Origin of the sequence: Escherichia sp. B1147 (genome assembly GCF_001660175.1) — a bacterium.
Taxonomy (GTDB): domain Bacteria; phylum Pseudomonadota; class Gammaproteobacteria; order Enterobacterales; family Enterobacteriaceae; genus Escherichia; species Escherichia whittamii.
Genome location: NZ_LFHY01000003.1, coordinates 1 through 15,212, shown reverse-complemented (window position 1 = coordinate 15,212; position 15,212 = coordinate 1). Strand labels below are relative to the sequence as shown.

Here is a 15,212-nt window from a genome sequence, read left to right as displayed (position 1 = left end):
CAGTGATAGCATGCCTCCCGTGATTTCTTACTAACCGGAGAAGTAATGGAACTGCTTTTATTGAGTAACTCGACGCTGCCGGGTAAAGCCTGGCTGGAACATGCGCTGCCGTTGATTGCTGAACAGTTGCAAGGTCGTCGTTCAGCGGTGTTTATTCCTTTCGCTGGCGTAACGCAAACCTGGGATGATTACACCGCCAAAACGGCTGCGGTCCTCGCTCCGCTTGGCATTTCTGTCACCGGTATTCATAGCGTGGCCGATCCTGTTGCCGCGATTGAAAATGCTGAGATCGTGATTGTCGGCGGCGGCAACACTTTCCAGTTGCTGAAGGAATGCCGTGTGCGCGGTCTGCTGGCCCCCATTGTTGACGTGGTGAAACGTGGCGCGCTGTATATCGGCTGGAGTGCAGGCGCTAACCTGGCTTGCCCAACCATCCGTACTACCAACGATATGCCGATTGTCGATCCGCAAGGTTTCGATGCGCTGAATCTGTTCCCGCTGCAAATCAACCCGCACTTCACCAACGCGCTGCCGGAAGGCCATAAAGGTGAAACGCGCGAGCAGCGTATTCGCGAACTGCTGGTAGTCGCGCCAGAACTAACCATTATTGGTCTGCCGGAAGGTAACTGGATCACGGTGAGTAAAGGTCACGCTACGCTGGGTGGCCCAAATACCACTTATGTGTTTAAAGCCGGTGAGGAAGCGGTGCCACTGGAAGCGGGTCACCGTTTTTAAGTGAATTGCCGGATGCATTATCCGGCATCTTGTACACAGTGCCTGATGCGGCGCTTTACGCGTCTTATCAGGCCTACAGGGTCACGGTATTAATACTCGTCCCGTCCCTCATCTTCATCAGGCTGTTCCAGCACACTGTAAGCTACCGAACAAAACAGCGAGTTCAGGCGCTGCATGTCTCCCAGTAAGCCTAAATGTAGCGAACTGGTTTCAATGCTCTGCACGTTTTGCTGATGCAGGCGATCGACGTGCGCATGGGAATAGCGGCGATTAAGAATGCGAAAGCGGTGCTTGCTTCGGCGTAAACGACGAGCGCTGGTGACATCGCCAGAGAAGAACACCGACATCGCCAGTTTTAAATTACTGAGCAGTTGCTCATAGAGCGCATCCAGTTCCTTCAATCCATCAAGCGAAAATGCCCGCCGTGCTGCCAGCGATTTGTCAGCAATTTCGCTGCCCATGCGCTCGACGATATCAGAAGCCTGCTCCAGGTTGAGAGCCATTTCGATAATTTCCGCCCAGCGACGCGACTCTTCCTCCGCCAGCTCCTCTTTTGGCATCCGCGCCAGGTAAAGTTTAATCGCGGTATACAACACGTTGATATCATCCGCCAGCTTGCGCAGCTCTTTCTCTTCACGAGGTGCACCGTGCATTACTTTATTCAGCCCTTCCATCATCTGTTCCATGGCATCGCCAATGCGCAGGGTTTCACGGGCTGCATTTGCCAAAGCGAGGGTCGGCGTGTCCAGCGCGCTAACGTCCAGATGTTTTGGTTTTAGATGGGCATCCAGTTCGGGTTCATCGCGAATAATCGTTTTGCAAAACCGCGCCATCGGATCGACAAACGGCAGCATTACCAGACAGCGCACAAGATTGTAAAAGACGTGGAAATAGATAACCAGTTCCGCTTTGGGCAGCGATAACTTGCCCATAGTCTCGGCCAAAATATGGACAAACGGCAGGATAATCAGGCTACCCACCAGCTTAAACAGCAGGCTGCCCAGCGCAACACGGCGAGCAGCGGCATTAGCGGCACTGTTGTTGAGCATCGCCAGCAGGCCGGAACCGAGGTTAGCGCCGATGACCAGGCAGAGCGCTACCGGGAAGGAGATAATGCCTGCGGCGGTCAGAGTAGCAGTCAGCAGTACGGCGGCAAGACTTGAATAACTGATAATGGCGAACATCGCACCAATCAGCGCATCCAGCAGAATATCGCCAGTCAGCGAGGCAAAAATCACCTGAACGCCGTTTGCCTGGGTGATCGGCGTTACGGCCTGCACAATCAACTCCAGCGCCAGCAAAATCAGCCCAAGACCAATACCAACGCGGCCCAGTTGCCCGGCGCGTGATTGCTTGCGTCCGAGGAAAAAAATCACGCCGATAAAAATGAGTAATGGTGATAACCAGGATAAATCGAAGGTGAGGATTCGCGCCATTAGCGCCGTCCCGACATCTGCCCCCAGTACAATCACCAGCGCGGGCGCGAGAGCAACCAGATCCTGAGCGACGAACGAGGTCACCAACATGGTGGTGGCATTACTGCTCTGCACCAGTGCGGTAACGCCGATACCCGCGCAAAAGGCGAGCGGCTTCTTTTCGACGCTCCGGCTAAGAACAGTACGCAGGCGTGCGCCGAAGACGCGCATTACGCCCGTTCGGACAATATGCGTCCCCCAGACCAACAGGGCGACGGCAGAAAGCAGGTGAAGCAAGGTTAGCACGGAATCTGGTTCTCCTTTTTGTTATGCATTTCCTTGTTGAGGATTTTCTAATTATGTTGTTTTTATCCAGGCATTTCACCTGTGCATGCTCTCAGTATAAGAGATTTATACAAGAAAGCATTTTAAACCTCTTTTTTATAAAAATTTGTCTCTGCCTGTTGCTATTTTCGTCACATTTTTCCATAACGTTTACACCAGATAATCGTTGTCGTTTTTATAACTTCTGAGAAAATAAATAACGAAATATTTAAGACCAGGTTTTGAGAATTAAAATAATTAAGCAACAACGGTATTATAGAGATTGAGCAACTCACGGTAGCAAAACGCATGACTTCCTGAAAAGCAAAAAAAGGAAGACTGATCTCTTTTTGTCTTAAAAAACATTGCGCAGAAAAGAATAAAGAGATCATTAACACAATTTGTAGCGCAATAGTAGCGACCGCATAAGCGTAAAAACCGCCTTCAACACCGATATCCCGGAGTAAGGAGATTGAATGGACAATATCGGAATAGAAGGGAATACGGCCATTACCGATCGAGTAAAACAAATACGAGGCTATCGCAATAACATCCATGACGCCCCAAAAAAGAAGAATATATTTTTTATATTGCCTGTGCATAAAGTAAATCCTTTTTATGAAAAAATTCATTAATAAATATGAGCCTTATAATCCGCCGTTTTTATACTCTTCATACTTCCCGTTGTATGTGCTGCGCCTGTGGGTTATTCGGTGCCTCAGATTACAGGTAAAGTAGACTTTTTTCATGCCGCATGTGACATGAACGCTTTATCAGCCCCACAATAATCATGATATTGCAATGTCAATATAGGCTTGATAAGCGTAGCGCATCCGGCAATTTTACGTTTGCCATCAGTCTCAACCGGGGCAAATACCCCGGTATTTTAATTTACTCCGCGTCATACCCCAGATTTGGCGCCAGCCAGCGCTCAACTTCGGTAACGCTCATACCTTTACGACGGGCATAATCTTCAACCTGATCGCGTTGAATCTGCGCCACGGCGTAGTACTTGCTGTCCGGGTGGCTGAAGTACCAACCTGAAACCGACGCACCAGGCCACATCGCGAAAGATTCCGTGAGTTTCATGCCGGTGTGTTTTTCCACTTCCAGCAGCTCCCAGATGGTGGCTTTTTCCGTGTGTTCCGGGCAAGCCGGATAGCCTGGTGCCGGGCGGATGCCCTGGTAGTTTTCGCGGATCAGCTCTTCGTTGCTCAGGTTCTCGTTCGGCGCATAGCCCCAGTAAACTTTACGCACGCGCTCATGGAGATATTCCGCAAAGGCTTCCGCCAGACGGTCAGCAAGGGCTTTCACCATGATTTTGTTGTAATCATCGTGCTGTGCTTCAAAGGCATCAGCCAGTGCGTCCTCTTCCAGCCCGCCAGTCACGGCAAATGCGCCGATGTAATCCGCTTTGCCGGATAGCTTCGGCGCCACGAAGTCAGCGAGACAGTAGTTAGCGAAGCCCGTTTTTTCGGTCTGTTGACGCAGATGGTGGCTGACATTAATCACATGTGTACGCGTTTCGTCACGATAGATTTCAATGTCGTCTCCCACGCGGTTTGCCGGGAACAATCCCACCACGCCACGCGGGTTCAGCGTTTTCTCGGCGCTTAATTTATCCAGCATGTCGTTGGCGTCTTTAAACAGACGCTGCGCCTCAACGCCTACCACTTCATCTTCCAGAATGCGCGGATATTTCCCGGCCAGCGACCAGGTCATAAAGAACGGCGTCCAGTCGATGTAATTACGCAGCGTTTCGATGCTGGCTTCAACTTCCTGCACGCCGAGACGGTGCGCCACCGGTGGCGTATAGGCCTGCCAGTCAAAAGCGAAGTCGTTATCACGCGCCGCTTCCAGCGTGACCGGTGGTGTGCGCGGTTTCTTACGCCCGTGCTGAATACGCACGGTTTCGTACTCTTTGCGGGTACGAGCAACGAAACCATCGCGCTGAGTGTCGGAAAGCAGCGCCGCCACCACACCAACGGTGCGCGAGGCGTTCTGTACATACACCGTCGGGCCACTGTAGTTCTGCTCGATTTTCACCGCCGTGTGCGCTTTAGAGGTGGTCGCGCCGCCAATCAATAGCGGAATGGTAAAGCCCTGACGCTCCATCTCCTTCGCCACGTTAACCATTTCGTCCAGCGACGGCGTGATAAGCCCCGAAAGACCAATCAAATCAGCATTCACTTCTTTGGCGGTGCGGAGAATTTTTTCCGCAGGCACCATCACGCCGAGATCGACAATTTCGTAGTTGTTACATTGCAGCACCACGCCAACGATATTTTTACCAATATCGTGGACGTCGCCCTTCACGGTGGCTATCACCATCTTACCGTTGGTTTTGCCCTGCTCTTTGCTGGCTTCGATAAACGGTTCAAGATACGCCACCGCCTGTTTCATGACGCGCGCCGATTTGACCACCTGCGGCAGGAACATTTTGCCCTCGCCAAACAGATCACCGACCACGTTCATGCCGTCCATCAGCGGGCCTTCAATCACCTGAATGGGGCGTTCTGCCTGCTGACGGGCTTCTTCGGTGTCCTGTTCAATAAATTCGGTAATGCCTTTGACCAACGAGTATTCCAGACGTTTATTCACGTCCCATGAGCGCCACTCCGCCTGTTGGGCGTTAGCGGTGTCGTCGGTTTTGCTGCCGCGATATTTCTCGGCAAGTTCCAGTAAACGCTCGGTGCCATCGTCGCGACGGTTAAGGATCACATCTTCCACCGCGTCGCGCAGTTCAGCGGGCAGGTCGTCATAAATCGCCAGTTGCCCGGCGTTGACAATCCCCATATCCATACCGTTGCGGATAGCGTAGTAGAGGAACACCGCGTGAATAGCCTCGCGCACCGGATCGTTGCCACGGAATGAGAAAGAAACGTTAGAGACGCCGCCGGAGATCAACGCATGGGGAAGCTCACGTTTGATGTCTTCACACGCGCCAATAAAGTCCTGCGCGTAGTTGTTGTGCTCTGCAATACCAGTTGCGACCGCGAAGATGTTCGGATCGAAAATGATATCTTCCGGCGGGAAGCCGACTTCCTCGGTGAGAATTTTGTACGCCCGACGGCAAATCTCGATTTTACGCGCGCGGGTATCGGCCTGGCCCTGTTCGTCAAAGGCCATTACCACCACCGCCGCACCGTAGCGACGCAACAGTTTCGCATGATGGATAAAGGCGTCGACGCCCTCTTTCATTGAGATAGAGTTAACAATGCCTTTGCCCTGAATACACTTCAGCCCTTTTTCAATGACGTCCCATTTTGAAGAGTCGATCATAATCGGCACGCGGGCGATATCCGGTTCACCCGCAATCAGGCTGAGGAAACGCACCATCGCCGCTTCGGCGTCAAGCATCCCTTCATCCATGTTGATATCAATAATCTGCGCACCGTTTTCCACCTGCTGGCGCGCCACATCCAGCGCCTCGCTGTATTTATCTTCTTTGATCAGGCGTTTGAATTTGGCAGAACCGGTGACGTTAGTCCGCTCACCGACGTTCACAAACAGGCTGTCATCGCCAATGTTCAGCGGCTCCAGGCCGGACAAACGACAGGCGACGGGGATCTCCGGTAGTTTGCGCGGCGCTAATCCTTCTACTGCGCGACTCATTGCCGCAATATGTCGTGGCGTGGTGCCGCAGCAACCGCCGACGATATTGAGAAAGCCCGCTTGCGCCCATTCGCGGATGTGCTTCGCCATCGTATCGGCGTCGAGATCGTATTCACCAAAGGCGTTGGGCAGTCCGGCGTTCGGATGGGCGGTAACGTAGCATTCTGCAATACGTGACAGCTCCTGCACGTACTGGCGCAGTTCATCGGGTCCCAGCGCGCAGTTGAGGCCAAAAGTCAGCGCTTCGGCATGGCGAAGAGAATTATAAAATGCTTCGGTTGTCTGGCCGGAGAGCGTGCGCCCGGAGGCATCAGTAATGGTGCCAGAGATCATAATCGGCAGCTCAACGCCCAGTGCTTCGAACTCCGTTTTCACCGCAAAAATCGCCGCTTTGGCGTTAAGTGTGTCAAAAACGGTTTCAATCAGAATCAGGTCGGCACCACCTTCCACCAGCGCTTTGGTAGATTCGCGATAGGCCGCCACCAGCTGGTCAAAAGTGATGTTGCGGAATGCCGGATCGTTTACGTCCGGAGATATAGACGCCGTGCGGTTGGTTGGGCCGAGAACACCAGCAACATAGCGCGGTTTTTCCGGCGTGCGTGCGGTCCACTCGTCGGCACAGGCACGCGCCAGCTTCGCCGCCGCAAAGTTGATTTCCGCTGAAAGGGATTCCATCTGGTAATCCGCCATCGCAATAGTCGTGGAGTTGAAGGTGTTGGTTTCGATGATATCCGCGCCCGCTTCAAAGTAAGCGTTGTGGATAGCGGCAATCACTTCAGGCTTACTGAGCACCAGCAGGTCGTTGTTGCCTTTGAGATCGCACGGCCAGTCGGCAAAGCGTTCACCACGAAAATCGGCTTCGTTCAGCCGATAACTCTGGATCATGGTGCCCATACCGCCGTCCAGCACCAGAATACGTTCATTTAACTGCGCACGCAGTTGTTCAACTTTGCTACTCACACTCGCTCCCGACACGCTCAACCCAGACTGTAAAAAAATTCAACAAACCATACTGGCATAAACGCATCAGTGGTAAAAGCGACCACCACGCAACATGAGATTTGTTCAACATTAACTCATCGGATCAGTGTGGCTACTATTGCATTACACAGCAATAAAAATGAAAATGATTTCCACGATACAGAAAAAGGAGGCTGTCATGGTCGCACCCATTCCCGCAAAACGCGGCAGAAAACCCGCCGTTGCCACCGCACCAGCGACAGGACAGGTTCAGTCTTTAACGCGTGGGCTGAAATTACTGGAGTGGATTGCCGAATCCAATGGCAGTGTGGCGTTAACCGAACTGGCGCAGCAAGCCGGATTGCCTAATTCCACGACCCATCGCTTGCTAACCACGATGCAACAACAGGGCTTTGTCCGTCAGGTTGGCGAACTTGGACACTGGGCGATAGGCGCACATGCTTTTATGGTCGGCAGCAGCTTTCTCCAGAGTCGTAATCTGTTAGCCATTGTCCATCCTATTCTGCGCAATCTGATGGAAGAGTCTGGCGAAACGGTAAATATGGCGGTGCTGGATCATAGCGATCACGAAGCGATTATTATCGACCAGGTACAATGTACGCATCTGATGCGTATGTCAGCCCCTATCGGCGGTAAGTTACCGATGCATGCCTCTGGTGCCGGTAAAGCCTTTTTAGCCCAACTGAGCGAAGAACAGGTGACGAAACTTCTGCATCGCAAAGGCTTACATGCCTATACCCACGCGACGCTGGTGTCTCCTGTGCATTTAAAAGAGGACCTCGCCCAGACGCGTAAACGTGGCTATTCATTTGACGATGAGGAACATGCGCTGGGACTGCGTTGTCTCGCGGCGTGTATTTTCGATGAGCACCGCGAACCGTTTGCCGCGATTTCGATTTCCGGGCCGATTTCACGTATTACCGATGATCGCGTAACCGAGTTTGGCGCGATGGTGATTAAAGCGGCGAAGGAAGTGACGCTGGCGTATGGCGGAATGCGGTGACATTCTCGTCTCTGATTTATACGAATCGCACGCTAAACCGCTGCCTGCGTCGGTACGCATAAACATCTTCCACATGCCCTTCACGGATGCGTTTTTGTAATGCGCGCCAGTAGTCGGCGCGGAACAGGTCGGCGTGCATTTCTTCGAACAGCGGACCAATGCGCGGGTCGGCGCAAAGCCAGTGACGAAACTCTTCCGGGAAAACATCGCCCGGCGAGACGCTGTACCACGGTTCGCTGGCAAGTTCGTCTTCCGGGTAGCGCGGCGGCGGGATGTCACGGAAATTCACTTCCGTCATGTAGCAAATTTCATCGTAATCATAAAACACCACGCGCCCGTGACGAGTGACACCAAAGTTTTTAAATAACATGTCGCCGGGAAAAATATTGGCGGCGGCAAGTTGGCGAATAGCGTTGCCGTACTCCTCAATAGCGTCGCGCAGTTGTTGGCCCTCAACCTGTTCCAGCCAGATATTGAGCGGCACCATCCGCCGTTCGATATAGAGATGGCGAATCACAATCTGTTCGCCGAGATCGGTGATTTTTTCCGGCGCTTCCTGGAACAGTAATTCCATTAATGCCGGAGCAATTTGCCGCTTCTCCAGCACAAAGTTTTCAAATTCCTGGGTGTCCGCCATTCGACCTACGCGATCGTGCTCTTTAACCAGTTGATAGCAGGCACGAACATGAGCCGCAGACATCTCTTTCTGCGGCGCGAACTTGTCTTTGATGACTTTGAATACCCGATCAAAGCCCGGCAGCGTAAACACCAGCATCACCATTCCACGAATACCCGGCGCTTCAATAAACTGCTCATTACAGCCCTGTAGATAAACGAGATATTCGCGGTAACTTTCGGTTTTGGCGTGCTTCTGGCAGCCGATAGCCATATACAGTTCTGCGGTGGTTTTGCCAGGCAAAATTTCCCTAAGCCACTCGACCAGTGCGGCAGGCAGCGGCGCGTAAACCATAAAATAGGAACGCGCGAAGCCAAAGACAATGCTCGCTTCGGCGGTCGTCGTCAGGCAGGTATCAATAAATAACTCGCCGTCGTCCGTCTGGTGGATAGGTAGCAAAAATGGCAACGTGCCGGAAGGCGTGATCAGTTTGCCCACCAGCCAGGCGGCTTTATTGCGGTAAAATAGTTCGTTTGCCACCTGTAAATGGCTTTCGGCGAGGTTTCCTGTCCCCAGCGTTTCTGTCAGATGGCGAATGATGTAGTTGATATCCCGGTTTTTATTCTGCCAGCGCAGGCGCAGCGGCAGGTCGCTGAGGACGCGTATCAGTAACGCCTCCCAGCCGTGATCGGGATAAAAGTCTTTTGCCAGCGGGCGCGGAATGGTACGAAAGCGGCGCTCTGGCTGGGAGCTAAAGATAAAAAGCCGCTCGGGAGTGAGCGAGCGGTGGTCAAATAACCGACAGTACACGGAGTTAAAAAAGCTCTCCGCAATCTCGAAGCGCGGGTAATCCGGCAAAAGCCGTGTGTAGTGCTCTTTGACGCGCAGTAAAAATTCCGCGTCCGTGCTTTGGCCGTTAGTGATACAGCGCAGCTGTTCCACCACCAGACCAACGTGATGATCATAAAGATGGATACGGTTTTTCATCGCCTGCTGGACAGCGTGCCAGTCGGCTTGTTCGAAACGCTGCTGCGCCCCGGAAGTCACTTCGAGAAATCGACCATACTGAGCGTCGAAACCTTGCAAAATGGTTTGTGCAATCAGTAATTCCAGGCCACGCGGCATTTGTTGCCCTCGTCGGGAACAGAGAATTGCCAGATAAGACGCGCAAGCGTCACATCAGGCGTTGATTGCCGGATGCGGCGTGAACGCCTTATCCGACCTACGTGTCTACCACATTTGTAGGCCTGATAAGACGCGACAGCGTCGCATCAGGCACTTATTGCCGGATGCGGCGTGAACGCCTTATCCGGCCTACGTGTCTATCACATTTGTAGGCCCGACAAGACGCGACAGCGTCGCATCAGGCGCTCATTGCCGGATGCGGCGTGAACGCCTTATCCGGCATATAGTCAGCAACGATTGTCGGTTGCTTAGAACTGAGATTCTTCAGTGGACCCCGTCAGCGCGGTAACCGACGACGTACCGCCCTGAATAATGGTCGTCACTTTATCGAAGTAACCTGTGCCCACTTCCTGCTGGTGAGATACGAAGGTGTAACCATCTTTCGCGGCGGCGAATTCCGGTTGCTGCACTTTCTCAACGTAGTGCTTCATACCCTCGCCCTGGGCATAAGCGTTTGCCAGGTCGAACATGTTGAACCACATGCTGTGGATCCCCGCCAGGGTGATGAACTGGAACTTGTAGCCCATATCCGACAGCTGCTGCTGGAAGCTGGCAATAGTTTTGTCGTCGAGGTTTTTCTGCCAGTTGAACGACGGTGAGCAGTTATAAGCCAGCAGTTTGCCCGGGTATTTCGCGTGGATGGCTTCAGCAAAGCGACGCGCCAGTTCCAGATCCGGTGTAGAAGTTTCACACCATACCAGATCAGCATATGGCGCATACGCCAGGCCACGGCTGATTGCTTGCTCAATGCCTGCATGAGTACGGAAGAAGCCTTCGTTGGTGCGCTCGCCGGTAATAAATTCGCTGTCATACGGGTCGCAATCGGAGGTGATCAAATCCGCCGCATCAGCATCGGTACGTGCAACCAGTAAGGTTGGAACGCCCGTCACGTCCGCAGCCAGACGCGCCGCAACCAGTTTCTGGATTGCTTCCTGAGTTGGCACCAGTACTTTACCGCCCATATGGCCGCATTTTTTCACGGACGCCAGCTGATCTTCGAAGTGAACTGCCGCTGCACCGGCTTCAATCATCGCTTTCATCAGTTCAAAGGCATTAAGTACACCACCAAAACCGGCTTCCGCATCAGCAACGATCGGCAGGAAGTAATCGACATAACGAGGATCGCCCGGCTCAATGCCAGCAGACCACTGGATCTGATCCGCACGGCGGAAAGTATTGTTGATCCGCTCCACCACAGCAGGAACCGAGTTCGCCGGATAAAGCGACTGATCCGGGTACATGCTTGCCGCCAGGTTAGCATCCGCAGCTACCTGCCAGCCAGACAGGTAAACCGCTTCGATGCCCGCTTTCGCCTGTTGCAGCGCCTGACCACCAGTCAGTGCGCCGAGGCTGTTGATGTAGCCTTTTTTCGACTCGCCGTGCAGGAGCCGCCACATTTTTGCCGCGCCCAGTTGTGCCAGCGTGCATTCCGGGTTGACCGAACCGCGTAATTTCACCACGTCCTCCGCGCTGTATGGGCGGGTAATGCCTTCCCAGCGCGGTTGAGTCCACTCTTTCTGTAATTCTTCAATTTGTTGGGTACGGGTTTTCATGTGCAGATGCTCCATAGTTATGTGGTGGTTTACGCTAACAGGCGGTAGCCTGGCAGGGTCAGGAAATCAATTAACTCATCGGAAGTGGTGATCTGTTCCATCAAGCGTGCGGCATCGTCAAAACGCCCCTGAGAGAAACGTTCTTCACCCAGTTCGCTGGCAATAACCTTCATCTCTTCGCCCAGCATCTGGCGGAACAATGCTTTGGTAACTGGTTTGCCATTGCTCAATGTTTTTTGATGATGGATCCACTGCCAGATAGAGGTACGGGAAATTTCAGCCGTCGCCGCATCTTCCATCAGGCCGTAAATCGGCACGCAGCCGTTGCCGGAGATCCACGCTTCGATATACTGCACAGCCACGCGAATGTTGGCGCGCATACCTTCTTCGGTGCGTTCACCATCACAAGGTGCCAGTAGTTGATAGGCAGTAATCGGCGCGTCTTGTTCGCGCATCACCTCAAGCTGGTTTTTACGGGAACCGAGAATGTCGTTGAATACCGCCATTGCCGTGTCAGCAAGGCCTGGATGGGCGATCCACGTGCCATCGTGACCGTTATTGGCTTCCAGCGCTTTATCCGCTTTCACTTTGTTGAGCACCTGGCTATTGCGCTCTTCATCTTTACTCGGAATAAACGCCGCCATACCGCCCATCGCAAATGCACCGCGTTTATGGCAGGTTTTGATTAGCAGACGTGAGTAAGCATTGAGAAACGGCTTATCCATCGTCACTGCCTGGCGGTCTGGCAGGACGCGATCGGAATAGTTTTTCAACGTTTTGATATAGCTGAAAATATAATCCCAGCGACCGCAGTTCAGACCAACAATATGGTCACGCAGCGCGTGAAGGATTTCGTCCATCTGAAACACGGCGGGCAGCGTTTCAATCAGCAACGTCGCCTTGATGGTGCCGCGCGGCAGGTTAAAGCGATCTTCTGCATAGCTGAAGACTTCGCTCCACCAGGCCGCTTCCTGCCAGGACTGGGTTTTCGGCAGATAAAAATAGGGGCCACTACCTTTTGCCAGTAAGGCCTGGTAGTTGTGGAAGAAATAGAGCGCAAAATCAAACAAGCTGCCAGGAATCGCTTCGCCGCGCCAGGTGACATGTTTTTCCGGCAAGTGCAGACCGCGTACCCGACAAATCAAAACCGCTGGATTGGGCTTGAGCTGGTAAATTTTGCCTGCTTCATTGGTGTAACTGATGGTGCCGTTAACCGCATCACGCAGGTTAATTTGCCCGTCGATCACTTTGTTCCAGTCCGGGGCCAGTGAATCTTCGAAATCGGCCATAAAGACTTTCACATTGGCGTTGAGCGCGTTGATCACCATCTTGCGCTCTACCGGGCCAGTTATCTCTACGCGGCGGTCTTCTAAGTCCGCAGGAATCCCGCGAATTTTCCAATCAGCATCGCGAATGGAAGCTGTTTCCGAAATAAAATCAGGCAACGTCCCGTTATCGATATCCTGCTGTTGCTGAATACGCGCTGCCAGAAGTTTATTGCGTTGTGGCGTAAAATGCGTCACCAGTTCAGTCAGAAATTCTACCGCCTCAGCAGTGAGAACTTGCTTTTCTTGCTCGCCATACGGCCTTGTGAAAGCCAGTTCATCGGTTGTTGTTGCCTGTTCAGTCATCGTGCAGCTCCTCGTTATGGATCCGAAAACTTCCCCACTGTGAACGAAGGATCGTTGTGCGCTTTTCGTTCAGCACAACTAAGACTACTCATTTAAAATGCAAAATCAAAAACAATTTCCATTTTAAATAAAAATGTATGTTAACTTATTGATAACAGTATGAATAAAATTTATTCACCTGTTGATGTATATTTCGGAAATAAAAAAGGCACCCGAAGGTGCCTGAGGTAAGGTGCTGAATCGCTTAACGATCGAATGCCGCAGAAGATTAATCCAGCGTAGGATTCATACGGCGTAGATCGTATGGCGTGATCTGGTAGACGTAATAGTTGAGCCAGTTGGTAAACAGCAAATTACCATGACTGCGCCAGCTCGCGCGCGGTTTGTTTTGCGGATCGTTATGCGGAAAATAGTTATACGGTACATCCGGACTCAGCCCGGCTTCCACATCGCGAAAATATTCCTGCGCCAGTGTATGCGCATCGTATTCGGGATGGCCCGTCACAAAGGCGATACGCTTGTCTTTACTGGCAAACAGGTAGGCATCTCCTTGTTCCGTCTCCGCCAGAATCTCCAGATCGGTGTAATCACGAATCAACGCGGCAGGGAAATCGGCATAGCGCGAATGTGGCGCCAGAAATGAATCATCAAAGCCACGCGTCAGAAGCGCATGCGGATGGAGAATGTGGTGCTCGTAGACGCCAGAGAGCTTATCGGTGCGGGTTTGTTTGGGGATACCGTAGAGAATATTGAGCGCGGCCTGTACCGCCCAGCAGACAAACAGTGTTGAGGTGACGTGATCTTTCGACCACTCCAGCACCTGTTTGATCTGTGGCCAGTAGGCAACGTCATTAAACTCCACCAGTCCCAACGGCGCACCGGTAACTATCAGGCCATCAAAGTTATGATCCTGAATATCTTCAAAGTTACAGTAGAAGTTGTTCAGATGCTCTGTGGGCGTGTTGCGCGACTCGCGAGAATCGATGCGCAACAGCTGAATATCGACCTGCAAAGGCGAGTTTGAAAGCAGGCGTAAGAACTGATTTTCAGTTTCGATCTTCTTCGGCATCAGGTTAAGGATAAGAACCTTTAGCGGACGAATTTCCTGACCAGACGCACGAGAAGTCGTCATTACAAAGACGTTTTCTTCGCGCAAGAAATTGACGGCGGGCAGCTCGTCCGGCACACGAATCGGCATAACCTGATTACCTCACTACATACGCTTATACGTTTAGACATCCAGATAGCTGAAGATAACCAGAAAATTTGCCAATGTCGAGCCTGCATGTTGAAGGTGAGAAAGTTTCAAGGAAAAGGCTGCGTTAGAATATAAGCATGAATAAAAGGAGTGAAAATGGTTATTAGCATTCGCCGTTCACGGCACGATGAAGGGGAAGCGCTCGTTGCGATTTGGTGTCGTTCTGTCGATGCTACCCACGATTTTTTGTCAGCAGAGTATCGGGCTGAACTGGAAGAACTTGTACGTTCCTTTCTGCCGGAAGCGCCGTTGTGGGTCGCGGTTAATGAGCAGGATCATCCGGTTGGGTTTATGTTGTTAAGTGGACAGCATATGGATGCGCTGTTTGTGGATCCTGATGTGCACGGCTGCGGTGTAGGGCGGATGCTGGTGGAGCATGCGCTCTCAATGGCCCCGGAACTGACAACCAATGTTAATGAGCAAAATACGCAGGCGGTGGGGTTCTATAAAACGATGGGGTTTAAGGTTACGGGACGATCGGCAGTTGACGATCTGGGGAAACCGTATCCGCTGGTGAATCTGGCGTATGTGGAGGAATAATGCGGTGTTACTCCTTGCCACGCCCTGCGTAGGACGGATAAGACGCGCCAGCGTCGCATCCGGCATTTTTTCTGCACAAGCGCAAAAAGGCCATCCTGACGGATGGCCTTTCGCTTTATTTGATGCCTGGCAGTTCCCTACTCTCGCATGGGGAGACCCCACACTACCATCGGCGCTACGGCGTTTCACTTCTGAGTTCGGCATGGGGTCAGGTGGGACCACCGCGCTACTGCCGCCAGGCAAATTCTGTTTTATCAACACGTCTTTCTCCGACCTGTCGATTTAATCTGTATCAAGCTGATATTGTCGTCTCTTCGCCAAAACATCTTCGGCGTTGTAAGGTTAAGCCTCACGGT

General features: G+C 52.3%; 10 protein-coding genes and 1 rRNA gene. 3 read left to right on the top strand and 8 right to left on the bottom strand.

Features of this window, described 5'->3' with window-relative positions; genetic code table 11:
• Positions 1 to 45 precede the first annotated feature (45 nt).
• Positions 46 to 735: a dipeptidase PepE gene (pepE, locus tag A9180_RS01300; RefSeq protein ID WP_000421749.1), complete on the top strand. Its 690-nt coding sequence runs from the start codon at positions 46 to 48 to the stop codon at positions 733 to 735.
• Between the two features lie 89 nt (positions 736 to 824).
• On the opposite strand, the gene A9180_RS01295 is transcribed toward pepE, so the two are convergent.
• The 3 genes from A9180_RS01295 to metH all read right to left on the bottom strand — a co-directional run bounded on the left by A9180_RS01295 (position 825) and on the right by metH (position 7,049).
• The gene (locus A9180_RS01295; protein ID WP_064525446.1) at positions 825 to 2,456 is read right to left on the bottom strand and encodes a Na/Pi cotransporter family protein; all 1,632 of its coding nucleotides are present in this window, start codon (positions 2,454 to 2,456) and stop codon (positions 825 to 827) included.
• A gap of 170 nt (positions 2,457 to 2,626) precedes the next feature.
• Positions 2,627 to 3,076, bottom strand: a complete 450-nt coding sequence (locus tag A9180_RS01290) for a hypothetical protein (protein ID WP_064525442.1) — start codon at positions 3,074 to 3,076, stop codon at positions 2,627 to 2,629.
• A gap of 289 nt (positions 3,077 to 3,365) precedes the next feature.
• Complete coding sequence (gene metH / locus A9180_RS01285) at positions 3,366 to 7,049, bottom strand: methionine synthase (RefSeq protein WP_064525439.1); 3,684 nt, start codon at positions 7,047 to 7,049, stop codon at positions 3,366 to 3,368.
• A gap of 199 nt (positions 7,050 to 7,248) precedes the next feature.
• Here metH and iclR point away from each other — a divergent pair, with 199 nt between their 5' ends.
• On the top strand, positions 7,249 to 8,073 hold the full coding sequence (iclR, locus tag A9180_RS01280) for a glyoxylate bypass operon transcriptional repressor IclR (protein WP_000226399.1): 825 nt from the start codon (positions 7,249 to 7,251) through the stop codon (positions 8,071 to 8,073).
• A gap of 16 nt (positions 8,074 to 8,089) precedes the next feature.
• Here the strand turns inward: iclR and aceK are convergent, their stop codons facing one another.
• From aceK to metA, 4 genes are all read right to left on the bottom strand, one after another.
• Entirely contained in the window at positions 8,090 to 9,814 is a 1,725-nt protein-coding gene (gene aceK, locus A9180_RS01275) for a bifunctional isocitrate dehydrogenase kinase/phosphatase (protein WP_064525436.1), read from the bottom strand.
• Positions 9,815 to 10,122: 308 nt separating this feature from the next.
• Positions 10,123 to 11,427, bottom strand: a complete 1,305-nt coding sequence (aceA, locus tag A9180_RS01270) for an isocitrate lyase (RefSeq protein ID WP_000857847.1) — start codon at positions 11,425 to 11,427, stop codon at positions 10,123 to 10,125.
• 29 nt (positions 11,428 to 11,456) lie between these two features.
• Positions 11,457 to 13,058, bottom strand: coding sequence for a malate synthase A (gene aceB, locus A9180_RS01265; RefSeq protein ID WP_064525432.1), 1,602 nt, complete (start codon positions 13,056 to 13,058; stop codon positions 11,457 to 11,459).
• A 268-nt stretch (positions 13,059 to 13,326) separates the two neighbouring features.
• Complete coding sequence (gene metA / locus A9180_RS01260) at positions 13,327 to 14,256, bottom strand: homoserine O-succinyltransferase MetA (protein WP_064525428.1); 930 nt, start codon at positions 14,254 to 14,256, stop codon at positions 13,327 to 13,329.
• A 156-nt stretch (positions 14,257 to 14,412) separates the two neighbouring features.
• On the opposite strand from metA, the gene A9180_RS01255 reads away from it, so the two are divergent.
• Positions 14,413 to 14,856, top strand: coding sequence for an acetyltransferase (locus tag A9180_RS01255; protein WP_064525425.1), 444 nt, complete (start codon positions 14,413 to 14,415; stop codon positions 14,854 to 14,856).
• Positions 14,857 to 14,980: 124 nt separating this feature from the next.
• Here the strand turns inward: A9180_RS01255 and rrf are convergent.
• Positions 14,981 to 15,096, bottom strand: a 5S ribosomal RNA gene (gene rrf, locus A9180_RS01250).
• Between the last annotated feature and the right edge of the window lie 116 nt (positions 15,097 to 15,212).